This is a genomic window from Corynebacterium auris (assembly GCF_030408575.1).
Lineage (GTDB): Bacteria > Actinomycetota > Actinomycetes > Mycobacteriales > Mycobacteriaceae > Corynebacterium > Corynebacterium auris.
In genome coordinates this window covers 2,114,195-2,137,026 of the sequence record NZ_CP047047.1, presented here as the reverse complement: position 1 = coordinate 2,137,026, position 22,832 = coordinate 2,114,195, and the positions used below count along the sequence as shown (strand labels likewise).

20 protein-coding genes are annotated in these 22,832 nt (G+C 67.4%); 15 read left to right on the top strand and 5 right to left on the bottom strand.

The window, feature by feature from the left end:
• Positions 1-4: 4 nt before the first annotated feature.
• Together CAURIS_RS10195 and CAURIS_RS10190 are read right to left on the bottom strand one after the other, a co-directional pair.
• Positions 5-1,720 carry an ABC transporter ATP-binding protein gene (locus tag CAURIS_RS10195; RefSeq protein ID WP_290341953.1) on the bottom strand — a complete coding sequence of 572 codons (1,716 nt, stop codon included), beginning with the start codon at positions 1,718-1,720 and terminating at the stop codon, positions 5-7.
• Between the two features lie 1,025 nt (positions 1,721-2,745).
• Positions 2,746-4,095, bottom strand: a complete 1,350-nt coding sequence (locus CAURIS_RS10190) for an FAD-dependent oxidoreductase (protein WP_290341952.1) — start codon at positions 4,093-4,095, stop codon at positions 2,746-2,748.
• 295 nt (positions 4,096-4,390) lie between these two features.
• Between CAURIS_RS10190 and CAURIS_RS10185 the strand changes: the two genes are divergently transcribed.
• Genes CAURIS_RS10185 through CAURIS_RS10150 form a run of 8 tightly spaced genes read left to right on the top strand, consistent with a single transcriptional unit; the run spans position 4,391 to position 11,597 of the window.
• A complete protein-coding gene (locus CAURIS_RS10185) occupies positions 4,391-6,061 on the top strand; it encodes a nitrite/sulfite reductase (protein WP_290341951.1) in 1,671 nt (556 codons plus the stop codon).
• The gene (locus CAURIS_RS10180; RefSeq protein WP_290341950.1) at positions 6,058-6,354 is read left to right on the top strand and encodes a hypothetical protein; all 297 of its coding nucleotides are present in this window, start codon (positions 6,058-6,060) and stop codon (positions 6,352-6,354) included. The genes CAURIS_RS10185 and CAURIS_RS10180 overlap by 4 nt, the downstream gene beginning before the upstream one ends.
• Complete coding sequence (locus tag CAURIS_RS10175) at positions 6,341-7,123, top strand: phosphoadenylyl-sulfate reductase (RefSeq protein ID WP_290341949.1); 783 nt, start codon at positions 6,341-6,343, stop codon at positions 7,121-7,123. The genes CAURIS_RS10180 and CAURIS_RS10175 overlap by 14 nt, the downstream gene beginning before the upstream one ends.
• 32 nt (positions 7,124-7,155) lie before the next feature.
• The gene (gene cysD / locus CAURIS_RS10170; protein WP_290341947.1) at positions 7,156-8,070 is read left to right on the top strand and encodes a sulfate adenylyltransferase subunit CysD; all 915 of its coding nucleotides are present in this window, start codon (positions 7,156-7,158) and stop codon (positions 8,068-8,070) included.
• Positions 8,070-9,338: a sulfate adenylyltransferase subunit 1 gene (locus CAURIS_RS10165; RefSeq protein ID WP_290341946.1), complete on the top strand. Its 1,269-nt coding sequence runs from the start codon at positions 8,070-8,072 to the stop codon at positions 9,336-9,338. The genes cysD and CAURIS_RS10165 overlap by 1 nt, the downstream gene beginning before the upstream one ends.
• 10 nt (positions 9,339-9,348) lie before the next feature.
• On the top strand, positions 9,349-10,056 hold the full coding sequence (locus tag CAURIS_RS10160) for a sirohydrochlorin chelatase (RefSeq protein WP_290341945.1): 708 nt from the start codon (positions 9,349-9,351) through the stop codon (positions 10,054-10,056).
• Positions 10,057-10,059: 3 nt separating this feature from the next.
• Positions 10,060-11,010 carry a sulfite exporter TauE/SafE family protein gene (locus CAURIS_RS10155; RefSeq protein ID WP_290341943.1) on the top strand — a complete coding sequence of 317 codons (951 nt, stop codon included), beginning with the start codon at positions 10,060-10,062 and terminating at the stop codon, positions 11,008-11,010.
• A 2-nt stretch (positions 11,011-11,012) separates the two neighbouring features.
• A complete protein-coding gene (locus CAURIS_RS10150) occupies positions 11,013-11,597 on the top strand; it encodes a nucleosidase (protein WP_290341941.1) in 585 nt (194 codons plus the stop codon).
• On the opposite strand, the gene CAURIS_RS10145 is transcribed toward CAURIS_RS10150, so the two are convergent.
• Both CAURIS_RS10145 and CAURIS_RS10140 read right to left on the bottom strand, forming a co-directional pair.
• Positions 11,563-12,087, bottom strand: a complete 525-nt coding sequence (locus CAURIS_RS10145) for a type 1 glutamine amidotransferase domain-containing protein (protein WP_290341939.1) — start codon at positions 12,085-12,087, stop codon at positions 11,563-11,565. The two genes, CAURIS_RS10150 and CAURIS_RS10145, sit on opposite strands and share 35 nt — an antisense overlap.
• Before the next feature lie 43 nt (positions 12,088-12,130).
• On the bottom strand, positions 12,131-13,516 hold the full coding sequence (locus CAURIS_RS10140) for an AI-2E family transporter (RefSeq protein WP_290343380.1): 1,386 nt from the start codon (positions 13,514-13,516) through the stop codon (positions 12,131-12,133).
• 262 nt (positions 13,517-13,778) lie between these two features.
• On the opposite strand from CAURIS_RS10140, the gene exaC reads away from it, so the two are divergent.
• The 6 genes from exaC to CAURIS_RS10110 all read left to right on the top strand — a co-directional run bounded on the left by exaC (position 13,779) and on the right by CAURIS_RS10110 (position 20,668).
• Positions 13,779-15,299 carry an acetaldehyde dehydrogenase ExaC gene (gene exaC / locus CAURIS_RS10135; protein ID WP_290341938.1) on the top strand — a complete coding sequence of 507 codons (1,521 nt, stop codon included), beginning with the start codon at positions 13,779-13,781 and terminating at the stop codon, positions 15,297-15,299.
• A gap of 102 nt (positions 15,300-15,401) precedes the next feature.
• Positions 15,402-16,187, top strand: coding sequence for a hypothetical protein (locus tag CAURIS_RS10130; protein WP_290341937.1), 786 nt, complete (start codon positions 15,402-15,404; stop codon positions 16,185-16,187).
• Between the two features lie 242 nt (positions 16,188-16,429).
• Complete coding sequence (dnaK, locus tag CAURIS_RS10125) at positions 16,430-18,271, top strand: molecular chaperone DnaK (RefSeq protein WP_290341936.1); 1,842 nt, start codon at positions 16,430-16,432, stop codon at positions 18,269-18,271.
• Between the two features lie 12 nt (positions 18,272-18,283).
• Positions 18,284-18,940, top strand: coding sequence for a nucleotide exchange factor GrpE (gene grpE / locus CAURIS_RS10120; protein WP_290341934.1), 657 nt, complete (start codon positions 18,284-18,286; stop codon positions 18,938-18,940).
• A gap of 131 nt (positions 18,941-19,071) precedes the next feature.
• Positions 19,072-20,259, top strand: coding sequence for a molecular chaperone DnaJ (gene dnaJ / locus CAURIS_RS10115; protein WP_290341932.1), 1,188 nt, complete (start codon positions 19,072-19,074; stop codon positions 20,257-20,259).
• 10 nt (positions 20,260-20,269) lie between these two features.
• The gene (locus CAURIS_RS10110; RefSeq protein ID WP_290341931.1) at positions 20,270-20,668 is read left to right on the top strand and encodes a heat shock protein transcriptional repressor HspR; all 399 of its coding nucleotides are present in this window, start codon (positions 20,270-20,272) and stop codon (positions 20,666-20,668) included.
• Here the strand turns inward: CAURIS_RS10110 and CAURIS_RS10105 are convergent.
• On the bottom strand, positions 20,665-21,672 hold the full coding sequence (locus CAURIS_RS10105) for a LacI family DNA-binding transcriptional regulator (RefSeq protein ID WP_290341930.1): 1,008 nt from the start codon (positions 21,670-21,672) through the stop codon (positions 20,665-20,667). The genes CAURIS_RS10110 and CAURIS_RS10105 overlap by 4 nt on opposite strands.
• A gap of 205 nt (positions 21,673-21,877) precedes the next feature.
• Between CAURIS_RS10105 and CAURIS_RS10100 the strand changes: the two genes are divergently transcribed.
• Entirely contained in the window at positions 21,878-22,762 is an 885-nt protein-coding gene (locus CAURIS_RS10100) for an alpha/beta hydrolase fold domain-containing protein (protein ID WP_290341929.1), read from the top strand.
• Positions 22,763-22,832: the final 70 nt, after the last annotated feature.

Below are 22,832 nucleotides of genomic sequence, written 5' to 3'. Positions count from 1 at the left end.
TCACTCACGCGCTCACCTCCTGCTGCGACGCCACGATTTCCCGGTACGTGCTGCTGCTGTCCAGCAGCTCGTCGTGCGTGCCCCGCGCGACGATCCTGCCCGCCTCGAGCACGAGGATCTGGTCGGCATTGCTTATCGACGCCACACGCTGCGCCACCACCAACACCGTCGCGTCCCGTGTGTAGGCCTGCATCGCCTCGCGCACCTTCGCGTCCGTGATGGCGTCGAGCGCCGAGAAGGAGTCGTCGAAGATGTACACCTTTGGCCGCGCCACCAGCATCCGCGCGATGCACAGGCGCTGGCGCTGGCCTCCGGAGACGTTCGTGCCGCCCTGGGAGATGGGCATGTCGAGGTCCTCGACGAATTCGGCCTGCGCGGTGTCGAGCGCCTCCCACAGCTCGGCGTCCGTGGCGTCCGGGTTGCCCATGCGCAGGTTGGAGGCCACGGTGCCCGAGAACAGGTACGGCTTCTGGGGCACCATGGACACGCGCTGGACCAGGTCGCTGCGGTCGAGGGCGGTGACATCTGTGGCGTCGATAAGCACGTGCCCACTCGTGGCCTCGCGCAGCCGCGGAAGGAGGGAGACCAGCGTGGACTTGCCCGCGCCCGTCGAGCCGATGAGCGCGGTGGTGGTGCCGGGGCGGGCGGTGAACGAGATGTCGTGGAGCACCGGCTCCTCCGCCCCCGGGTAGCTGTAGGACACCCCACGGAACTCCACCACCCCCTCGTTGGTGGCGGGGCGCGCGGTGCGCGGGCGCTGCTGGGCGACCGACTCGTAGAGCAGCACCTCCCGGACGCGGCGCGCGCACACGAGGGCGCGCGGCAGCATCATCACCATGAACGTGCCCATGACGAACGCGACCAGGATCTGCATGATGTACTGGATGAACGCCGTGAGCGCCCCGACCTCCATCTCACCCTGGCCCACGCGCTGACCGCCGAACCACACGACGGCCGCGATGGCGGAGTCGAGGATGAGCATGATCAGCGGGAAAAGCAGCACGAAGACGCGGCCGATGTTCAACGACACGCGCGTGATCGCCCTGTTGGCGTCGGTGAAGCGCTCGGTCTCGTGCTCCTCGCGCACGAAGGCGCGCACCACACGCACGCCCGCGATTTGCTCGCGGAGCACCCCGTTGATCGCGTCGAGGCGGGCCTGCATCGCCTTGAACATGGGCATCAGCACCGCGACGAGCACGCCGACGACGGCGAAGAGCACCGCGATGGCGACGGCGACGATCCAGGACAGCCCCGCGCCCTGGCGCAGCGCCATGACCACGCCGCCCACCCCCATGATGGGCGCTGGCACCATGAGGGCAAGGAAGAGCAGGAACGTCATCTGGATCTGCTGCACGTCGTTTGTGCCGCGGGTGATCAGGGTGGGGGTGCCAAAGCGGGCGAGGTCCTCGGCGTTAAAACCGTTCACGCGGCTATAGACGGCGCGGCGGATAGCACGCCCGGTGCCCATGGCGGTGCGCGCGCTGAACCACACGGCGCCGATCGCCGCGAGACCCTGGACGAGAGCGACGACGAGCATGACGCCACCGACACGCCAGATATAAGGGATATCGGCCTGGGTGATGCCCTCGTCGATGATCTGCGCGTTGAGGTCCGGCAGGTACAGCGTGGCCAGCACGGTCACAACCTGCAACGCCACCGCCGCCACGATGTGGCCGCTGTAGGGTGCGGCTGCCCAGGCCAGGGTCTTGACAAAGTCCACGGCGACCGCCTTTCCTACGACTGTTGAGATGACCCGTTCAGCGTAATCTATTCGGCCTCCGGGCGTTGCGTGCCCTTGGTGGGGTTTCGGGGAGTGCTTAGTCGACCTCAGCGTGTTTGGGGTTTTTGCGACCTGGGGTTTTGTGTCCCAGAAATCCTTGAGGTCGACCGGGGGCCGTGTCTAGTCGACGTCAGCGTATATGGGGTTTGTGCGACCTGGGGTTTTGCGGCCCGGGGATCCTTGAGGTCGACCGGGGAGTGTGCCTGGTCGACGTCAGCGTGTGTGGGCCCGTTGCGACCTGGGGTTTTGCGTCGGGGAATTCCTTGAGGTCGACCAGAGACCGTGCTTGGTCGACCTCAGCGTGTGTGGGCCCGTTGCGACCTGGGGTTTTGCGCCCGAGTAATCCTTGAGGTCGACCAGAGACTGTGCCTAGTCGACCTCAGCGTGTATGGGCCCGTTGCGACCTGGGGTTTTGCGCCCGAGTAATCCTTGAGGTCGACCAGAGACCGTGCCTGGTCGACCTCAGCGTGTATGGGCCCATTGCGACCTGGGGTTTTGTGCCCCGGAATTCCTTGAGGTCGACCGGGGGCTGTGCCTGGTCGACCTCAGCGTATGTAAGCCCATCGCGACCTGGGGTTTTGCGCCCGAGAAATCTTTGAGGTCGACCAGAGACTGTGCCTGGTCGACCTCAGCGTGTGTGGGCCCGTTGCGACCTGGGGTTTTGTATCCCAGAAATGCTTGAGGTCGACCGGGGGCTGTGCCTGGTCGACCTCAGCGTGTATGGGCCCATTGCGACCTGGGGTTTTGTGCCCCGGAATTCCTTGAGGTCGACCGGCGACCGCACCTAGTCGACCTCAGTGCGTATGCGCCCATCGCGACCTGGGGTTTTGTGCCCCGGAAATCCTTGAGGTCGACCGGGGACCGTGCCTAGCCGACCTCAGCGTGTATGAACCCTTTTGCGCCCCGGAAACCCGTGAGGCCGCGGGCACACCCAGTCGACCTCAGCCGCCGCTGACCACGAACACTTACGCGTGCGCGTGGCGCACCATGTCCTCCCACTCGACGATCTTTTTGCGCTCGCGCGGGTGGATGGAGCAGGATTCGCCGAGGGCGCGCTCCGCCTTGTCCAGCTCGTACCAGCCTTCCCAGGTGGTGTACTCGATGCCGCGCTCCTTGAGCAGGTCGAGGATGGCGTCGGGGTCGTCGAACTTCGGCGTATTGAGCTTGCCGGCGCTGGCGTCGGCGACGAGCATGTCGGTGGTTTCCTTGGCGTCGGACTTGGTGTTGCCGATCAGGCCGACGGGACCGCGCTTGATCCAGCCGGTGACGTAGAGGGAGTCGGCGAACTCGGAGCCGTCCATGACGTGGCCGCCGTCGTTGGGGATGACGTTGCGCTCGAGGTCGAAGGGCACGCCTTCGACGGGCTCGGAGCGGTAGCCGATGGCGTGGTAGACCTGCTGGACCGGCCAGTCGGTGAAGGTGCCGGTGCCGCGGATGCCGCCCTCGCCGTCGAGCTCCTGCCGCTCGGTGCGCAGGCCGACGATCGCGTCGCCGTCGCGAAGCACTTCCACGGGCTCTTCGAAGAAGTGGATGTGGATCTTGTGCGGGGCGTCGTCGGGCTCGCGGATGGCGTACTGCTCGAGGACCTGGCAGACGAGGTCGACGGACTTGTCGGCGCGGCGGACCTCCTCGGACTGCTGGTCGTAGTCGATGTCCTCCGGGTCGACGAGCACCTGGATGGTGTCGGACTCGTCGAGCTCGCGCAGCTCCTTCGGGGTGAACTTGGCCTGCGCGGGTCCGCGCCGGCCGAACATGTGCACGACCTCGGCCTTGTTGTTTTTCAGCGACTCGTAGACGTTGTCGGGGATCTCGGTGACCAGCAGCTCCTCGCCGGTCTTGGCCAGCACGCGCGAGATGTCGAGGGCCACGTTGCCCACGCCGATGACGGCGACCTCGCGGGCGTCGAGGTTCCAGGAGCGCTCGAAGCGCGGGTTGCCGTCGTAGAAACCAACGAACTCGCCGGCCCCGATGGAGACGTCGCCGCCGGGCAGGAGCAGCTCACGGTCGCGCACGGCGCCGGTGGAGATGACGATGGCGTCGTAGTACTCGCGCAAATCGTCGATGGTGAGGTCCTTGCCCACCTCGATGTTGCCCAGCAGGCGCAACTCGGGTTTGTCCAGCACGCGGTGCAACGAGTTGACGATGCCCTTGATGCGCGGGTGGTCCGGCGCGACGCCGTAGCGGATCAGGCCGAACGGGGCGGGCATCTGCTCGAACAGGTCGACGTGGATGTCGTGTTCTTCGTTGCGGATGAGCAGGTCGGAGGCATAAATACCGGCGGGGCCGGCGCCGATGACTGCAACGCGCAGACTCATGTGTGGTGATCCTTTCGGAGGGGGCTGGTTTCGTATCCGCCCCATAGTACCTCATAGACAGAGCAGTCTAAAAAACTACAAGGCTCAGTGCGGTTGCCAAGGCTACCCGATTCGCGCCGCCCCGCTCAGTCTGGGAGCGATTTAATTTCACGCAAGAACGGGCAGCTCATTACTCCGATAGGGTATGAACCTGTTGTGCCAGACCGAGCAGTATGGCAAGGTATCCCGACGTTGCCTCAGGGCGAGAAAAAATAGACCTATCGGTTCAACTGCGAACCAAGGACAAGGAGCAACTATGTCGGCGGCAAAGACAGCGACGACGCGTGCGAGGGCGAAAAAGCCCGAGGGCCAGTGGCTTATCGACGGCACAGAACCGCTCAACCACGACGAAGAGCTCAAGCAGGTTGAGCCCGTCATGCAGGTCAAGCAGCGCGTCATCGACATCTACTCCAAGCAGGGCTTTGAGTCCATCCCCTCGGAGGACCTCGCGCCCCGGTTCAAGTGGCTGGGGCTGTACACCCAGCGCAAGCAGAACCTGGGCGGGGAGTACACCGGCCAGGACAACTCGGTCCTGCAGGACACGTACTTCATGATGCGCATCCGCTTCGACGGCGGGCAGTGCACCACCGAGCAGGCCCGCGCCGTCGGCGAGATCTCGCGCGACTGGGCGCGCTCGACCGTCGACCTCACCGACCGCCAGAACATCCAGCTTCACTGGGTCGCCATCGAGGACGTCCCGGCGATCTGGGACAAGCTGGAATCGGTGGGGCTGAACACGTGGGACGCCTGCGGCGATGTGCCGCGCGTCGTGCTCGGCTCGCCGGTGGCGGGTGTCGCCAAGGACGAGATCATCGACGCCACCCCGGCGATTGAGAAGATCCACCAGATCGTCACCAACGACGAGTTCCAGAACCTGCCGCGCAAGTTCAAGACCGCCATCTCCGGTAACGCCCGCCAGGACGTCGTCCACGAGATCAACGACATCGCCTTCATCGGCGTCGAGCACCCCGAGCTCGGCCCCGGCTTCGAGTGCTACGTCGGCGGCGGGCTGTCCACCAACCCGATGCTCGCGCAGTCCCTCGGTGCCTTCGTCACCCTCGAGCAGGTGCCCGAGGTGTGGGCGAACGTGGTGCGCATCTTCCGCGACTACGGCTACCGCCGCCTGCGCAACCGCGCCCGCCTGAAGTTCCTGGTCGCCGAGTGGGGCGTGGACAAGTTCCGCGAGATTCTGGAGAAGGACTACCTGGGCTACGAGCTTCCCGACGGCCCCAAGGCGCCCAGCAACCTCGTCGACCGCGACCACATCGGCGTCCACGAGCAGAAGGACGGCAAGTTCTACATCGGCGTCAAGCCCACCCTGGGCCACATGTCGGGCGAGCAGCTGCTCGCCGTGGCGGAGCTGGCGGAGTCCTACGGGCTGAGGCAGCTGCGCTTTACCCCCTTCAAGGAGCTGCTGTTCCTCGACGTCGAGGAGTCTGACGTCGATAAGCTGCAGGCGGACCTCGAAAAGATGGGCCTGTACTCGCGGCCCTCGGAGTTCCGCCGTGGGCTCTTGTCCTGCACCGGCCTGGAGTACTGCAAGCTCGCGCACGTGACCACAAAGTCGCGCGCCATCGAGCTCGCCGACGAGCTGGAGGAGCGCTTCGGCGACCTCGACTCGCCGATTTCGATCTCGCTCAACGGCTGCCCCAACGCCTGCGCCCGCCACCACATCTCCGACATCGGGCTCAAGGGCCAGATGGTGCCCGGGCCCGACGGCGAGAAGGTCGAGGGCTTCCAGGTCCACCTCGGCGGCACCATCGGCGAGGGCGCGAACTTCGGCCGCAAGCTGCGCGGCCACAAGGTGCGCTCGAGCGAGCTGACCGAGTACGTCACCCGCGTGGTGGGCAACTACATCGACGACCGCGAGGACGACGAGAACTTCCGCGCCTGGCTGCAGCGCGCAGACGAGGAGAAGCTGCAATGAGCCTGCGCCGTGCGCCCAACCCGAACCGCAACTTTCCCACGTACTGCCCCTACTGCGCAGGCGAGGAGCTCTACCCCAACGAGGAGACGGACTTCGCCTGGAAGTGCGGCGAGTGCCTGCGCGTGTTCGAGGTGAAGTTCCACGGCCAGGATGACCCCACCGCCGCTCCCGCGCCGGCGCGATCGACCGAGGAGGCGCTTCGCAACTCCCTGGAGCGGCACGGCCACGATGCGGCGCTCGCACATTTCGGCGACACTGGTGGGAGTCACAGAAAGGTAGATGATAATGCTTAACATGCTGGGAGGGGCAGGGAACTTCCGCGACCCGGAGGTTTCCCCGGAAGGCCCCCGCACCACCGAACCGCTTCCCGAGGACGTCGCGGAGAAAAACCGCGAACTCGTGGACGCTCACGCCGAGAAGCTGTACAACGCCCCCGCCGAGGAGATCCTCGCCTGGGCCCACGAGTACGCCCCGGGCGATGTGGTGGTCACCCTGTCGATGGAAAACACCGTGCTCGCCGAGCTCGCCGAAAAGCACCTGCCGGGAGCCGACTTCCTCTTCCTCGACACCGAGTACCACTTCCCGGAGACCATCGACGTGGCCGAGCGCGTGGAAAAGCGCTACCCGTCGCACCGGCTGGTGAGGGCGAAGGCGATCCTCTCGCGCACGGAGCAGGACAAGGTCTACGGCCCCGCCCTGTACCGCTCGAACCCGACCGCCTGCTGCCGCATGCGCAAGGTGGAGCCGCTCGCGGCGGCGCTGTCGCCCTACGCGGGCTGGGTCACCGGCCTGCGCCGCGCCGACGGACCGACCCGCGCCGAGGCGCCCGCGCTGTCGCTGGATGCCACCGGCCGGCTGAAGATTTCGCCGCTGGTGACGTGGTCGCTCGCGGACACTGATAACTACATCTCCGACCACGAGCTCATCATCCACCCGCTCACCGAGCAGGGCTACCCCTCCATCGGCTGCGCCACCTGCACCCTGCCGGTGGCCGAGGGCGAGGACCCGCGCGCCGGGCGCTGGGCCTTTTCCGACAAGACCGAGTGCGGTCTGCACGGCTAGAGACGGTGACACCGAAGAAAGAACTTGGGACAGTGACTACCACATCAACGAACGCGCTTTCGCCGCACCTGAAGGAGCTCGAGGACGAGTCCATCCACATCCTGCGGGAGGTGGCCGGCCAGTTTGACAAGATCGGCCTGCTCTTCTCCGGGGGCAAGGACTCGTGCGTCGTGCTGGAGCTGGCGCGGCGCGCCTTTTACCCGGCCGCGATGCCCCTGGAGCTGCTCCACGTGGACACCGGGCACAACTTCCCGGAGGTCATCGAGTTCCGCGACCGCGTGGTCGAGGAGTACGGCGTGCGCCTGCGCGTGGCGGCCGTGCAGGACTGGATCGACCGCGGCGACCTCGTCGAGCGCCCCGACGGCACTCGCAACCCGCTGCAGACCGTCCCGCTGGTGGACACGATCGCCGAGGTCGGCTACGACGCCGTGCTCGGTGGGGCCCGCCGCGACGAGGAGCGCGCCCGCGCCAAGGAGCGCGTCTTCTCCGTGCGCGACTCCTTCGGCGGCTGGGACCCGCGCCGGCAGCGCCCGGAGCTGTGGGACCTGTACAACGGCGAGAAGCTGCCCGGGGAAAACATCCGCGTGTTCCCCATCTCCAACTGGACCGAGGCCGACGTCTGGGAGTACATCGGCGCCCGCGACATCCAGCTGCCGGACATCTACTTCGCGCACGAGCGCGAGGTGTTCAACCGCGACGGCATGTGGCTGACCGCAGGTGCGTGGGGCGGGCCCCGCGAGGGCGAAACCCCCGAGGTGCGCCGCGTGCGCTACCGCACTGTGGGCGACATGTCCTGCACCGGTGCGGTTGATTCCGAGGCGACGACGATCGACGAGGTCCTCGCCGAGATCGCCAACTCCACCCTGACCGAGCGCGGCGCGACCCGCGCCGACGACCGGCTCAGCGAATCCTCGATGGAGGACCGCAAGAAGGAGGGCTACTTCTGATGACCGTCTCCACCGTTTTGGCGCAGCGCCAGACCCTGCGCCTGTGCACCGCCGGCTCCGTCGACGACGGCAAGTCCACCTTCGTCGGCCGCCTGCTGCACGACACCAAGTCCGTCCTCGCCGACCAGCTCGCCAGCGTCGAGCGCACCTCCGCCGACCGCGGCTTCGAGGGCCTCGACTTAAGCCTGCTTGTCGACGGCCTGCGCGCCGAGCGGGAACAGGGCATCACCATCGACGTCGCCTACCGCTACTTCGCCACCGACAAGCGCACCTTCATCCTCGCCGACACCCCGGGGCACGTGCAGTACACCCGCAACACGGTGACCGGCATGTCGACCTCGCAGGTCGTCGTGCTGCTTGTCGACGCCCGGCACGGCGTCGTCGAGCAAACCGTGCGCCACCTCAACGTCGCGGCCCTGCTCGGCGTGAAGACGGTCATCCTGGCCGTGAACAAGATCGACCTCGTCGACTACTCGCGGGATGTCTTCGACTCCATCCGCGCCGAGTTCGAGCGCAAGGCGGCGGAGCTCGGCATCGCCGACCCGCACGTGGTCCCCATCTCCGCCCTGCGCGGCGACAACGTCGCCGAGCGCTCCGCCAACATGGATTGGTACACCGGCCCGACGGTGCTCGACCTGCTGGAGGAGATCCCCGTCTCCTCCGGGCGCGCGCTCGACCTGGACTTCCGCTTCCCCGTGCAGTACGTGCTGCGCGAGCACGCCAGCGACTACCGCGGCTACGCCGGCCGGGTGACCGCGGGCCGCGTGGCGGTGGGCGACACCGTCAGCGCCGCGGGGCGCACCACGACGGTCACGCACATCGACACGGCCGATGGCCCCCGCGACGCCGCCGCGGCGGGCGAGTCCGTCTCGCTGCGCCTTGCCGACGACATCGACCTCGCCCGCGGCGAACTCATCGCCGGCGGCGCCACCCCGGAGCCGGTGCGCGAGTTCGCGGCCACCGTCGTCGGCCTGACTGAGAAGAACGTCGCCGCCGGCAGCACGGTCAAGCTGCGCTACGGCACCGCCCTCGTGCGCGCCCGCGTGGCCAGCGTCGACCGGCTCGTGTCCATCGATTCCGCCGCCGCCGACGTGGAGAACCCCGAGACCTTCGGGCTCAACGACATCGCGCACGTGACCATCCAGACCGCGCAGGAGGTCCCGGCCGAGGACTACGCCGCCCGCGGTGCGGTGGGCAACTTCCTGCTCGTCGACAACGCCTCCGGCAATACCCTTGCCGCCGGCTTCGTGGGAACGCGACTGCGTTAGGAGCACCGCGATGGATGCGCTGATCACCCTTTCCCACGGCTCGCGCCACCCACGGGCGCGCGCCGGCGTGGAGGAACTCACCCGCGCCGCCGGGCGCGAACTCGGCGTGGCCGCCGTGGCGGCCCACCTGGAGTTCGACACCCCGGACCTCACCGGCGCGGCTCGCCAGCTCGTCGCCGCGGGCCACAGCCGGGCGGTGGTGGTGCCGCTGCTGTTCACCCGAGCCTTCCACGCCACCGTGGACGTGCCCGCCGCCCTCGACGCGGCGCGCGCCGGGACGGGCATCGAGCTCATCGCGGCGGAGGGCCTGGGCCAGGGCGAGGACATCGCCGAGGTCCTCGCCGCCCGCGCGCTTCACGACGCCCCCCGCGCCGCACGCATCGTCCTGTATCCGGTGGGTACCTCCAACGAGAAGGCGGCGAAGAAGACGGTGGAGCTGGGTTGTCGCGTCGAACAGCGCGCTGGCACCCCCGTCACCACCGTCCCCGCAACCGGCTGCGGCGAGCTCGTCGGCTCCGCCGGGATCGAAGCCGTGGCCAGCGAGAATACTCACCTGCTGCCGCTCTTCGTCGCAGAAGGGCTGCTGCTGGACCGGGTCTTTCGAATGTGGCCCGGTACCACCTCCGCTCCGCTTGGCGCGGATCTCGCCTCCATCGTCGCCGCCCGCTACCGTGCGGCGCACTCTCCCTCTCACGCACCCTCTCACGCAAAGGCATAAATCATGAACGGTTGGGTAACACTCCTCCTCATCGCGCTGGCCGGCTTGGCGGGCCAGCTCGTCGACGGCGGGCTCGGCATGGGCTTCGGCGTCACCTCCACCACCTTCCTCGTCTTCCTCGCGGGCCTTGGGCCCGCTCAGGCCTCCGCTGTGGTGCACACCGCGGAGCTTGGCACCACCTTCGTCTCCGGCATCAGCCACTGGCGCTTCGGCAACGTGAACTGGAAGCTCGTCGCGCCCCTGGCCATTCCGGGCGCCATCGGCGCCTTCGCCGGCGCGACCGTCCTGTCTAACCTGTCCACCGAGGCGGCGCAGCCGATCATGTCCACGATCCTCGCCATCCTCGGCGGTGTCCTGATCTGGCGCTTCTCCATCCGGCTCAACCAGCGCCGCCGCGCCGAGTACAAGCAGCACTCGAAGCCCTTCCTCGGCGGCCTCGGCCTTTTCGGCGGCTTCATCGACGCCACCGGTGGCGGCGGCTGGGGCCCGGTGACCACAACCACCCTGCTGACCGCGGGCCGCAACGAGCCGCGCCGCGTGGTGGGCACCGTCAACACCGCCGAGTTCTTCGTCACCGCGGCGGCCACCGCCGGCTTCGTCCTCGGGATGTGGCAGGACCTGGTGGACAATCTCGCGGCCGTCGCCGCGCTGCTCGTCGGCGGCGTCATCGCCGCACCGCTGGCCGCGTGGCTGGTCACGCGCCTCAACCCGGTCCTGCTCGGCGGCCTCGTGGGCACGCTCATCCTCACGCTCAACCTGCGCACCGTGCTGCGCGCGCTCGAGGTGGACGACACCCTCCGCGTGATCGTGCAGCTCGTCGTCCTGGTCGGCGGCGTCGGCCTGGCGATCAACGCGTGGTTCAAGGTGCGGGAGAATTCCCGCGCCGCGGCCGAGAAGGAAGGCAGCACCGGCACCGCTGTGGACCTGACGGAGAACGTCGAAGCCCGCCACTAGCCGTGAGCATCCTCGTCGTCGCGGCCATGAAGGAGGAAGCCGCCGTCATTGCTGCGCGAACCGGCCACGAGGTGCTCATCACGGGCATTGGCACGCTCCCCGCAGCGATCCGCCTAACGCGGCGCCTCGCGCAGGGGCCCACCCCAGAACGAGTGGTCAACGTGGGCACCGCGGGGGCCCTGCGGGACATCGCGGGCGGGGTCTACGAGATTGCGAGCGTGCTCAAGCACGACCACAAAGCGCTGGACATCCCGGGGCTGACCGATTTCGTCTACCCGCGCCGCCTGTCGCTCGCGGCGGTGAGCGGTTTGCCCGCAGCGCGCCTGGCCACGGGCGATACCTTCGTCAACGACTCCGCCCTGCGTGCGGAGCTTGCGCGCGAAAGCGACCTCGTGGACATGGAGGGTTACGCGCTCGCCGCCGTCTGCTGCGAGTTCGGCGTGCCCCTGACAATAATGAAGCAGGTCTCCGACAGCGCCGACGAGTCCTCGGGCCTGTCGTGGCCCGAGGCCCTCGCGGCGGCCGCCGAGGACCTGCACAGCGCTGTCAGCGCTACTTGGCAAACTCCTCCACGAGCGCCTTGTTAAAGGCCGGGAGGTCGTCCGGGGTGCGGGAGGACACGAAGCCCTGGTCGACCACGACCTCCTCGTCCACCCACGTGGCGCCGGCGTTCGACAGGTCCGTCTTCAGGGACGGGAAGGACGTGAGCGTCACGCCCTTGATGGCGTCGGCCTCCGTGAGGATCCAGCCGCCGTGGCAAATAACGGCCACGGGGGTGTCGGCCTCGCGCAGCTTCTTCACCAGGGAAACCGCGTCGGCGTCCAGCCGGATCGCGTCGGCGTTACCGGTGCCTCCGGGCAGGATCAGCCCGTCGTAGTCGCCGGCCTGGGCGTCGGCGGAGGTGACGTCGACACGCACGGCGGTGCCGTTCTTGCCCGTAATCTCCCCGGACTCCGTGGAGATAATCTCGGTGGTCGCCCCGGCGGCCTCGACCGCCTCCCGCGGCGAGGTGAGCTCGGAATCCTCGAAGCCGTCCGTGGCGATGATGGCGATCTTCTTGCCGTTCAACTCAGTCATGTGTGCACCTTTCTTTCGTCTCGTTGTACGGGTGGTGCCCACGCTACTCTTCGTCGACCCGCTCGTCGTCCTTCTCCGCTTCGGGGCGCTGCTCCACGGCGCGGGTCTTCCCCGGGATCTCCCGGTCGTACTGCTTCGAGGGCGTGTCCTTCGGGTCCGGCACGCGCGTGGAGCCGACCTCGCCGGCGTTTTCCGCATCGGGCTTGAGCCCGCGGCTGCGGCCGATGGTGCGCATGCGGTCGCGGATGGCCAGGAAGGCCTCGCGAGAATCCATGGTTTGGCTCTGTTGGGTGACTATCTTGATGTCGTCTGGCGTGATGTGCCCGGCGCGCAGCGAGACCATCTCGGACCAGTAGCCGATGAACACCGCGGCGACGGCGGCCACCGGGACGGCCAGGAACGCGCCGATAATGCCGAAGAGAGTGCCGCCGAGGGCCACGGCGAGCAGCACGACTGCTGCGTGCAGGCCCATGGCGCGCGACTGCAGGACCGGCTGCAGCACGTTGCCCTCGATCTGCTGGACCGCGACGACGAGAATGAGCACCAGGATGGCATTGGTGAAGCCGTTGGAAACCAGCGCGACGATGACGGAGAGCGCGCCGGCGGTGAAAGCACCGATGATCGGGATGAAGCCGGCGAAGAAGGTGAGAACGGCCAGGACCGGCCACAGCGGCACGCCCAGCAGGATGAGGCCGAGGCCGATGAAGAAGGCGTCGACGGCAGAGACGATGGCCTGCGTGCGGATGAAGCCGGCCAGGGTGTTCCAGGAGCGCATGAGCACCTCAGTGAGGTGCCAGCCCGCGCGCACGCCCGTGTACTTGCGCACAAACGGCAGGAAGCGGTCGCCGTCCTTGAGGAAGAAGAAGGTGAGAATCAGGGTGAGCACGAGGGTGGTGCCGATGCTGGCCACCGCGCCGAGGCCGCTGAAGACGCCCGAGGCGATCGTGGAGGCCTGATCCTGCACGAAGTTGGTCAGCTGCTGTATTCCCTCTTGGATCCTGTCGCCCTCCACCAGCTCCAGGTTGTCCTCGGCGAACCCGATGATTTGGTTGATGCCCTCTTGGGCCTGGGAGATCAAAGCGCCGCCTTGGCGCTGCACGATCGGTGCCATCGCGGCGACCACCGCGGCGAGGAGGCCGAAGGCGACGAGGATGACGATAATAACGGCCAGCGCGGCGGGCAGGCCGACCTTGCGCAGCACCCTCACCGGGGGCCAGAGGACGGTGCACACGATGAGGCCGAGCAGCACTGGCAAAAGCCCGAACCAGACGTAGCGCAGCAGGTAGAACAGCAGGGCCAATGCGGCGATGATGACGATGAAGCGCAGCGCCCACGCGGCGGCGTTGCGCCCGTCGGCGGCGATGACGTCGCCGCGGTCGATCTCCTGGCCCGACAGGCGCTGAGCCGCGTCCGCGGGGGTGGGGAACATTTCGGTCTCTTCGACCTGGGTGTCCAGGGCACCGACGAAGTCCTTGACGTCTTTCGGCTGGTTCAGTGCGCGCTCGCCGCCGCGCTTCGAGCCGCCCGATTCCTGCGGGGTGGGATTGTCCTTGGTATTCACGATGCCTTATCTTGCCAGACCGTCGCCCGCAAGGCAGGTCGCGGGGCGGGGGTATGTGTCGTGGTGCGTGTCGGATTCTCAATGTAACCTAGGTCACTGTAATAAGTTTCGGCTACGAAAGGGGAATCCCATGACCGTCTACGCCAGGCCCGGGACAGAGGGCTCGAAGGTGAACTTCCGCAAGCAGTACGACAACTACATCGGCGGCGATTGGGTCGCGCCTGTCGGGGGCGAGTACTTCGACAACGTCACGCCCGTCACCGGCGAGGTCTACTGCCGGGTCGCGCGGGGCAGGGCCGAGGACATCGAGAAGGCCCTCGACGCCGCCCACGCCGCCGCGCCCGCCTTCGGGGCGACACCGCCCGCGCAGCGCGCACTGCTCCTGCTGCGCATCGCCGACCGGATCGAGGAGCACCTCGAGGAGCTCGCCGTCGCGGAGACCTGGGAGAACGGCAAGCCCGTGCGCGAGACCCTCGCCGCCGACATTCCGCTGGCCGCCGACCACTTCCGCTACTTCGCGGGCGCGCTCCGCGCCCAGGAGGGCAGGCTCTCGCAGATCGACGAGGACACCGTGGCCTACCACTTCAACGAGCCGCTGGGCGTCGTCGGCCAGATCATCCCCTGGAACTTCCCGATCCTCATGGCGGCCTGGAAGCTCGCCCCGGCGCTCGCGGCGGGCAACGCCGTCGTGCTCAAGCCGGCGGAGCAGACGCCCGCGTCCATCCTCTACCTCATGGAGATCATCGGAGACCTCCTGCCCGCGGGGGTGATCAACGTGGTCAACGGCTTCGGCGACGAGGCGGGAGCGGCGCTGTCCGGCTCCGACCGCGTGGCCAAGGTCGCCTTCACCGGGTCGACTGAGGTGGGCAGGATCATCAACAAGGCAACCGCGGACAAGATCATCCCCGTCACGCTCGAGCTGGGCGGCAAGTCCCCGTCCATCTTCTTCGCCGACGTCTTAGACAAAGACGACGACTTTCGTGCCAAGGCCGTCGAGGGCTTCGCGATGTTCGCGCTAAACCAGGGCGAGGTGTGCACCTGCCCCTCGCGCGCCCTGGTCCACGAGTCCATCGCGGACGAGTTCCTCGCCCTCGGCGTGGAGCGGGTGAAGAAGATCAAGGTGGGCAACCCCCTCGACACCGACGTCATGATGGGTGCCCAGGCATCCCAGGAGCAGATGGACAAGATCACCAGCTACCTCGAGCTCGGCCCGCAGGAGGGGGCGCAGACCCTGACTGGTGGAAACGTCAACACCATCGAAGGCCTCGACGGCGGCTTCTACATTGAGCCGACCGTGTTCAAGGGGTCCAACGAGATGCGGATCTTCCAGGAGGAGATCTTCGGGCCCGTGCTGTCCGTGGCCACGTTCAAGGACTTCGACGAGGCCATCCGCATCGCCAACGACACCATCTACGGCCTCGGCGCCGGGGTGTGGTCCCGCAACGGCACCACCGCCTACCGGGCGGGGCGCGCGATCAAGGCGGGGCGCGTGTGGGTGAACCACTACCACACCTACCCAGCCCACGCGGCGTTCGGTGGGTACAAGCAGTCCGGCCTGGGGCGCGAGAACCACCTCATGATGCTCAGCCACTACCAGGAGACGAAGAACCTGCTCGTCTCCTATGCGGAGAAGGAGACGGGGCTGTTCTAGCTTCTTTTGGTGCAGGCGCACAATTGGGCGTCGAAAAGCATGCGGCGGCGTGCGCGGCGGGTTAGAGTTTTCGCACAAGTTTCTGCAAGGAAAGGATTAAGCGTGTCTCTCGCCCGCCTCGCCGCACCCGCCGTTGCGGCCTCACTCGTTTTCTCCGGGATCGCCGCGCCGCAGGCGCAGGCGTACTCCACGACCTACGACCAGACGACCGGTACCTGCACGATCACGTTCACCGAGCAGGACCAAAAGCGCGTCAACGACGCCTACCGCGCTCTGTTCCTCCGCCTCGCCGAGGAGACCCGCGAGAGTTTTACCGGGGAAAAACCCCGCGCGGACGCGAAGATCGTGTGGGATTACGGCACGCGTGAGGATGTCAAGCGCGCCTCGGATTTGCCGGTGCCCGCCGACCTCAGGATCTCGAACGCGCAGACCGCACTTGCGCTCGGGGGCCAGAAGGACAAGTACTGGGAGATGGTGGGCTTTATCAACGCTTCGAAAAAGCCCGTCGTCCCCGAGCCGGTGATCACGATGACGCCGGAGCAGGCGCGCAAGGATGGTGGCGTCACTTACGGCGTGAGCCTCGCGGACGCGCTCGCCGGCACGATCGGCGGGGTCCTGCTGGGCGGCGACACCGAGAAGCTGCGCGATCGGGTCCTCACAGCGGCCACGACCTACGCGCCGGAGTTCGGTGCGCCCATCCTCAGCTACGGCAAGGCGTTCGACGCGTGCGCGGACCGGAAGGAGTCCAGCAGCTCAATCCTGCCGGGTAGCGCGCTGACCTCGAGCCAGGCGGCGGGGATCGGCGTCGCCGGGCTCGTGGCCGGGATCCTCGCCTTGGTGGGCATCAGCTTCGCGCTGCGCCCCTTCGTTGCTCAGCTCTCCAGTTAGTGCGGGCCGCGGCCGCCCCACCCCGTCGCGGGGAGGGGCGGTTTTTGCGTGCATGAGGGCAGGTCAGCACGGTCCGCCGAAAAAACTTGAGTCGGGTGGGAACAACTTTGGGTAGGGTGCCGTTGTAGACATTGAGTGCGACGGACTCAAGGTGTCCGGTGCCGGGTGTACACTGGCTGCCGGAAGTTGAGCCACGGGCAATCAACGTTAAGTGAACACGTCTTCAACAGGAGGAATCACACATGGCACGTGCAGTAGGTATTGACCTCGGTACGACGAACTCCGTCGTCTCCGTCCTCGAGGGCGGGGACCCCGTGGTGATCGCGAACGCGGAGGGTTCCCGCACAACCCCGTCCGTCGTCGCGTTTGCCAAGAACGGCGAGGTGCTCGTCGGCCAGTCGGCCAAGAACCAGGCTGTCACCAACGTCGACCGCACCATCCGCTCCGTCAAGCGCCACATGGGCGAGGACTGGACCGTTGATATCGACGGCAAGAACTACACCCCGCAGGAGATCTCGGCGCGCACGCTGATGAAGCTGAAGCGCGACGCCGAATCCTACCTCGGCGACGAGGTCACCGATGCCGTCATTACCGTCCCCGCCTACTTCGAGGACGCGCAGCGCCAGGCCACCAAGGAGGCCGGCCAGATCGCGGGCCTGAACGTCCTGCGCATCGTCAACGAGCCGACCGCGGCGGCGCTCGCCTACGGCCTGGAAAAGGCCGACACCGAGCAGACCATCCTCGTGTTCGACCTGGGCGGCGGCACCTTCGACGTCTCCCTGCTTGAAATCGGCGACGGCGTCGTCGAGGTCCTCGCCACCGCCGGCGACAACGAGCTCGGCGGCGACGACTGGGACCAGCGCATCGTCGACTGGCTGGCGGATAAATTCAAGGCGCAGAACGGCATCGACCTGACCAAGGACAAGATGGCGCTGCAGCGCCTGCGTGAGGCGGCAGAGAAGGCGAAGATCGAGCTCTCCTCCGCGCAGCAGGCCTCCATCAACCTGCCCTACATCACCGTCGACGCCGAGAAGAACCCGCTCTTCCTCGACGAGACGCTGACGCGCACCGAGTTCCAGAAGATCACCTCCGACCTTTTGGACCGCACCAAGGCGCCGTTCCACCAGGTGATCAAGGACGCCGGGCTCTCCGTCGGCGACATCAACCAGGTCGTGCTCGTTGGCGGCTCCACCCGCATGCCCGCCGTGACCGACCTGGTCAAGGAGCTCACCGGCGGCAAGGAGCCGAACAAGGGCGTCAACCCCGACGAGGTGGTCGCCCTCGGCGCCGCCCTCCAGGCCGGCGTGCTGCGAGGCGACGTCAAGGACGTGCTGCTTCTCGACGTCACCCCCCTCTCCCTCGGCATCGAAACCAAGGGCGGAGTGATGACGAAGCTCATCGAGCGCAACACCACCATTCCGACGAAGCGCTCCGAGACCTTCACCACGGCCGAGGACAACCAGCCCTCCGTGCAGATCCAGGTCTTCCAGGGCGAGCGCGAGATGGCGTCGGCCAACAAGCTGCTCGGCTCCTTCGAGCTGGCCGGAATCGCCCCCGCCCCGCGCGGCGTGCCGCAGATCGAGGTCACCTTCGACATCGACGCAAACGGCATCGTCTCCGTCTCGGCCAAGGACAAGGCCACCGGCAAGGAGAACACGATCAAGATCCAGGAAGGCTCCGGCCTGTCCCAGGAGGAGATCGACCGCATGATCAAGGACGCGGAGCAGCACGCCGACGAGGACCGCAAGCGCCGCGAGGAGCAGGAGACCCGCAACAACGCGGAGTCGATGGCATACCAGACGCGCAAGTTCATGGACGACAACTCCGACAAGCTGCCGGAGGACCTGAAGACCCGCGTCGGCGCGGCTGCCGATGCCGTGGACGAGGCTCTGAAGGGCGAAGACCTGGACGCGATCAAGTCCGCCGTCGAAAAGCTGACCACCGAGTCCCAGGAGCTGGGCAAGGCCCTCTACGAGGCCGAGGCTAACTCCGGTGCCACCCAGGCCGACGTGCCCACCGAGGACGACAACGTGGTCGATGCCGAGGTCGTCGAGGACGACGACAACGGCACCGAGAACAAGTAAGGAGGCCCGCTCATGTCCAATCCCAACCCGCAGATGCCCACCGACCCGGGCGATCCGGACAACAACGACGAGCAGTACGTTTCCCCCGACCAGGCGGAATCCCTGGCGGAGGAGGCCGCTGAAACTGAGGCCCTCGAGGCCGACGAGGACCCCCTCTCGGTCGCGGCCGAGGAAGACCTCGGCGACGTGGTCTCCGAGGAGGTCGACGCCGACGCTGACGGGGACGGCACGGTCAGCGACGCCGAGATGCAGCTCGCCGAGCGCACCGAGGACCTGCAGCGCCTGAGCGCGGAGTACACCAACTACCGCCGCCGCACCGAGCGCGAGCGCGCCCAAGTGGCGGAGCAAGCAAGGGCCTCCGTGCTGACGCAGCTGCTGCCGCTGCTCGACGACCTCGAGCTCGCCGAACAGCACGGCGACCTCAACGAGGGCCCGCTGAAGGCCTTCGCGGACAAGTTCCGCTCCCTCGCCGAGGCCCAAGACCTCACCGCCTTCGGCGCCGAGGGCGACGCCTTCGACCCGGAGGTGCACGAGGCCGTGCAGGACCTGTCCACCGGCGAGAACAAGGTCGTGGGCACCGTCCTGCGCAAGGGCTACCGCGTAGGCGAGCGCCTGGTGCGCAACGCGATGGTCATCATCGCTGACCCTGAAACCAGCGCCGATAGCTAGCACGCGCGCCGTCAGGCAGCTGCGCCGGGGAAGAAAGACCGCGCCACGTCCCACCGGGCGGGTCTTTCCCCGGCGTTTTTTAATAGAACAACAAACAATCACACGCCCGAGTGGAAGGAGGGGTGAAACAGATGGCCATGCAGCAGGAATGGGCGAATAAGGACTATTACGGCGACCTCGGCGTCTCCTCTAAGGCAAGCGCCGCGGACATCAAGAAGGCCTACCGCAAGCTCGCGCGCGAAAACCATCCGGATTCCAACCCCGGCAATAAAACCGCCGAGGAGAAGTTCAAGCGCGTCGCCGAGGCCTACGACGTCCTCGGCGACGAAACCAAGCGCAAGGAGTACGACGAGCTCAAATCCATGATGAACTCCGGGGGCTTCGGCCGCTTCGGAGGGGGAGGGGGCCCGGGCTTTCCCGGCGGGTTTCGCTCGCCGCAGAGCGACTTCGACATCTCCGACATCTTCGGAGGCGCCTCTGGTGGACAAGCTTCAGACGGCGGCCTTGGTGATCTCTTCGGTGGCTTCTTTAACCGCGGCGGCGGTTCTGGCCGGAACGCTCGGCCGTCGCGCGGGGCGGACGTCGAAACGGACATAACCCTCGACTTCCGCGAGGCCGCAAAGGGAACGACGATCCCGCTGGAGCTCACCGGCGACGCGCCCTGCACCGTGTGCCACGGCTCCGGCTCGAAATCCGGCCGCATCACCACCTGCGACCTGTGCTCCGGCACCGGTTTCATCCGCGAATCCAACGGCAGCTTCGGCATGGCGCGCCCGTGCTCCCAGTGTGACGGCACCGGCACGTTCATTGAGGACCCCTGCGCCACCTGTGACGGAACGGGGACGGTGCGCCGGACCCGCTCCATCACGGTGCGCATCCCCGCCGGGGTGGTCGACGGCCAAAAGGTCCGCCTCGCCGGTCAGGGCGAGGCGGGGCCGAACGGAACGCCCGCCGGCGACCTCTTCGTCAACGTGAAGGTGCGCCCGGACAAGGTGTTTACCCGCTCGGGCGATGACATCGAAATCACCGTCCCCGTCAGCTTCGGTGAACTCGCGCTCGGCGGGACGGTGACCGTTCCCACCCTGGACAACAAAGTCAGGGTGAAGGTGCCGGCGGGCACGCCGAACGGGCGGACGCTGCGCGTCAAGGGGCGCGGCGTGCCCAAGCGCTCCGGCGACGCGGGTGACCTGCTGGTCACGGTGCAGGTCACGGTGCCCGGCACGCTCGACCCCGCCGCGACGAGCGCGCTGCGAGCCTACGCCCAAGCGGAAAAGGACTCCGGCTTCGACCCGCGCGCCGGGTGGGCCGGAGCGGAATAGGAGGTGAGCGATGGCTGAGGAATACTACGTCATCTCCGTCGCCGCCGAACTGACGGGCATGCACGCCCAGACGCTGCGCACCTACGACCGGATGGGCCTGGTCACCCCCGCCCGTACCTCCGGCGGGGGCAGGCGCTACTCGCGGCGCGACATTACGCTGCTGCGGCGCATCCAGCACCTCTCCCAGGAGGAAGGGGTCAACCTCGCCGGCATAAAAACGATCATCGAGCTGACCACCCAGATCGACGAGCTGCAAAGCGAGCTGGAGCGGGAGCGGGCCAGAAACGAGGAGCTGCGCCAGCGCCTCAGCGCCGGGTCGCGCCGGGGCGGGGAACTGGTGCATGTGCCGCGCTCGACCGCCGTCGTCGCGTGGGAGCCCGCCTACCGGCGCCGCCGCAACCCCAGCTAGGCGGGCAAGGTGGCCACGGTGCGCCCCGGCAGGATCCACCCCGGAAGCAGGTGGCGCAGGGGCTTATCCGGCTCGCCCTCGCGGATGAACGCCATCATGGCTTCCGCGGTGAGCTCCGAGACCCTTTCGACCGGCTGGCGCAGCGTGGACAGGCCGATGAAGCTTAGGCCGTCCATGACGCCGTCGGAGCCGATGATGGAGATATCCTCCGGGATCCGCAGGCCGTTGGCCTCGAACTGCGTCCACAGCGACAGCGCCAGGCGATCGTACAGGCAGCACACGGCCGAGGCGTGGCCGACCCGGATCACCCGGTTGATCAAATCCTCGTAGTCCACCCCGCCGGTGACGTCGAACTCGGTGACGTCCATGCCCAGCTCGCGGGCGCGTTCGACGGCTGCCGCCGCGCGAGTCGCGCTGCCCAAAGACGCCTGCGGCGAGATGGTCTGGATGACGATACCGCGGTGGCCGCGCTCGTAGAGGTGCTCGATGATCAGCCTGCCGTTGGCGTGCTGGTCGTAGGCCACGTTGTGCAGGCTCTGGTCCGTCTCCGGGCGCCCGACGACGATGAGCGGCACCTGTGAGGCGTGGGAGGCCAGTGCTTCGGAAGGAATCGTGCCGGAGGCTACGACGATGCCGCTGACGCGCAGCCCGCGGATGTGCGCGAGCTGGGACGTTTCCTCATCTACGGGGTGCTTTCCGACGGCCGTCTCCTGCACTACCGCGTAGCCGTGGGACCGGAAGTACCTATGTAGGTGGTAGTTCAGCTGGGCGTAAATCGGGGTGTCGACGTTGCGCAGGAGCAGGCCGATGCTGTTCGCGTCCGGCATCCGGAGGTCCTGGGCGGCCGCGATGGGGACGTAGTTGAGCTCGCGCATGGCCTCGCGCACGGCGCGGCTGGCCTGGTCCGACACGCGCGGGTCCTTCTGAATAACGCGCGAAACCGTGGATTTGGAGACGCCAGCGGCTCGGGCTACGTCGAGGATGGTGGGTCGTTTGTGTGGCATCGGGTTCCCTTGAGCGCGAAGCGGGCGTTCAGGCAAAGAGTACACCGGTGGACAGCACGCGGGCCGGAGCCGTTCTACTCTGGGAACGTTACCGCGAATACGATGCAGAGGAGCAGGCAGAGATATGAACAAGGCGGCGATGGTGGCCGGATTGGTGGGTGCCGCGAGCGCTGCGGCTCTTTGCCGGCTCCGCTACCTTCTGGCAGTGGATAAGGGTATTAGGTCTGCTGGGCTGTACGTGCCCCGGCTGCGGCGCAACATCGACGTCCTGCGGGCAGCGATGGATCCCCCTCGCGGGGGCGACGCGGACGGGGGCGCGCTCATTGCCGGGGTGTGCACGGAGGAGCTCGCGCGGCACACGCCGGCGCGCCTGCACGTGCCCGAGGGGGGCGCAGGCGACACCGCGGTGCTGTGGTTTCACGGCGGCGGCTTCGTGATGGGCTCGCCCGCCTCCAACGATCGCCTGTGCGGCCAGCTGGCGCGCGACCTTCAGGTGCCGGTTCTTGCCGCCGGGTACCGGTTGGCGGGGCAGGCGCCTTTCCCGGCGGCCCTCGACGACGCGGTGGGGTGGTACGAGTTCCTCGCCGAACGTGGCTACAGCCGCGTCGTCGTCGGGGGCACGAGCGCCGGGGGCGGGCTGGCGGCGGCGCTGGCCCAGGTGCTGACGGACACAGGCCGGGCGCCCCTGTTCCAGATCCTCATCCACCCCATGCTCGACGACAGGACCCAGCTGCGCGCGACCCCGGGCCGCGGCGTTTTTGCGTGGAACAAGCTGAACAACCACGTCGGCTGGAGCGCGTACCTGCGCTCGTGCCCCGGGCGCGGGCCCAAGCGCGAGTACTCGGTTCCGGCCCGGCGCGAGGACTTCTCCGGGTTGCCTCCCGCTTTCGTGTCGGTCGGGTCCCAGGATCTGTTCTTCGACGAGGACGTCCGCTACGTCAACGCCCTTGTTGATGCCGGCGTGTGGGCCCGCCTGCACGTTGTGGTGGGCGGGATCCACGGCAACATCATGGCGCACTGGGATTCGGCCGCGTACCAGCAGCTGTGGCGCTCGCTCCTGGGGGCGCTTGCGGAAAACGGCGTGGTTTAGCAGAAGTTTCGCTGACGTTTCAGCGCGGTTGGCGCGATTGTAACCTCACGCTCCTACGGTTGGGAACGTT

Excerpts from the sequence above, each read along its gene's own strand:
- CAURIS_RS10155 (WP_290341943.1), top strand. The coding sequence starts at position 10,060 with ATGAACGGTTGGGTAACACTCCTCCTCATCGCGCTGGCCGGCTTGGCG.
- grpE (WP_290341934.1), top strand. The coding sequence starts at position 18,284 with ATGTCCAATCCCAACCCGCAGATGCCCACCGACCCGGGCGATCCGGAC.
- CAURIS_RS10145 (WP_290341939.1), bottom strand. The coding sequence starts at position 12,087 with ATGACTGAGTTGAACGGCAAGAAGATCGCCATCATCGCCACGGACGGC.
- CAURIS_RS10110 (WP_290341931.1), top strand. The coding sequence starts at position 20,270 with ATGGCTGAGGAATACTACGTCATCTCCGTCGCCGCCGAACTGACGGGC.
- exaC (WP_290341938.1), top strand. The coding sequence starts at position 13,779 with ATGACCGTCTACGCCAGGCCCGGGACAGAGGGCTCGAAGGTGAACTTC.
- CAURIS_RS10105 (WP_290341930.1), bottom strand. The coding sequence starts at position 21,672 with ATGCCACACAAACGACCCACCATCCTCGACGTAGCCCGAGCCGCTGGC.
- CAURIS_RS10160 (WP_290341945.1), top strand. The coding sequence starts at position 9,349 with ATGGATGCGCTGATCACCCTTTCCCACGGCTCGCGCCACCCACGGGCG.
- CAURIS_RS10180 (WP_290341950.1), top strand. The coding sequence starts at position 6,058 with ATGAGCCTGCGCCGTGCGCCCAACCCGAACCGCAACTTTCCCACGTAC.
- CAURIS_RS10140 (WP_290343380.1), bottom strand. The coding sequence starts at position 13,516 with ATGTTCCCCACCCCCGCGGACGCGGCTCAGCGCCTGTCGGGCCAGGAG.
- CAURIS_RS10185 (WP_290341951.1), top strand. The coding sequence starts at position 4,391 with ATGTCGGCGGCAAAGACAGCGACGACGCGTGCGAGGGCGAAAAAGCCC.
- dnaJ (WP_290341932.1), top strand. The coding sequence starts at position 19,072 with ATGGCCATGCAGCAGGAATGGGCGAATAAGGACTATTACGGCGACCTC.
- CAURIS_RS10175 (WP_290341949.1), top strand. The coding sequence starts at position 6,341 with ATGATAATGCTTAACATGCTGGGAGGGGCAGGGAACTTCCGCGACCCG.
- CAURIS_RS10165 (WP_290341946.1), top strand. The coding sequence starts at position 8,070 with ATGACCGTCTCCACCGTTTTGGCGCAGCGCCAGACCCTGCGCCTGTGC.
- dnaK (WP_290341936.1), top strand. The coding sequence starts at position 16,430 with ATGGCACGTGCAGTAGGTATTGACCTCGGTACGACGAACTCCGTCGTC.
- CAURIS_RS10190 (WP_290341952.1), bottom strand. The coding sequence starts at position 4,095 with ATGAGTCTGCGCGTTGCAGTCATCGGCGCCGGCCCCGCCGGTATTTAT.